This is a genomic window from Rhodococcus sp. P4_F3_2 (assembly GCF_056401335.1).
In genome coordinates, this window is sequence record NZ_JBFUJN010000240.1 from 1 (window position 1) to 414 (window position 414).

Below are 414 nucleotides of genomic sequence, written 5' to 3' on the forward strand. Positions count from 1 at the left end.
GAGATTTTGCTTCTAGAAACTGTTTAAATTCTTCTTTACTCACATTTGAATTCATTGCATCTTTAACTAGCTTCATCCACTCTTCTGGCAGAACTGCTATAGACTTTTTCATCATAGTACCTCCTCGTACATAAATACTTTTTATCATTTACCGTTTGTTTTAAGCTTAATATTCTATTTTATAGTGACCATTCACTATATTACAACTAAATAGTTAATCCTCTTTACTTTAATCGACTATAGATAGCTGTTTATGTAGTGAAAAATAAAAATCTTTTTGTTATTCTCCTGTAGTCACCGCATTTTTTAGTTTCTGATATTCTCTCCACCGACGATAAAAAGTAGCTTCACTTATATTTGTGATTTTAYAGATTTYCTTTACAAGCTTATTAGTAGTTTCATGTAGTTCGATAG

1 protein-coding gene is annotated in these 414 nt (G+C 29.6%); it reads right to left on the minus strand.

Annotation, left to right across the window (positions count from 1 at the left end; translation table 11 throughout):
* Positions 1–148, minus strand: a 148-nt coding sequence (locus AC1DWA_RS33570) for an anti-repressor SinI family protein (protein ID WP_477917844.1), incomplete at its 3' end; no start/stop codon positions are given.
* Between the last annotated feature and the right edge of the window lie 266 nt (positions 149–414).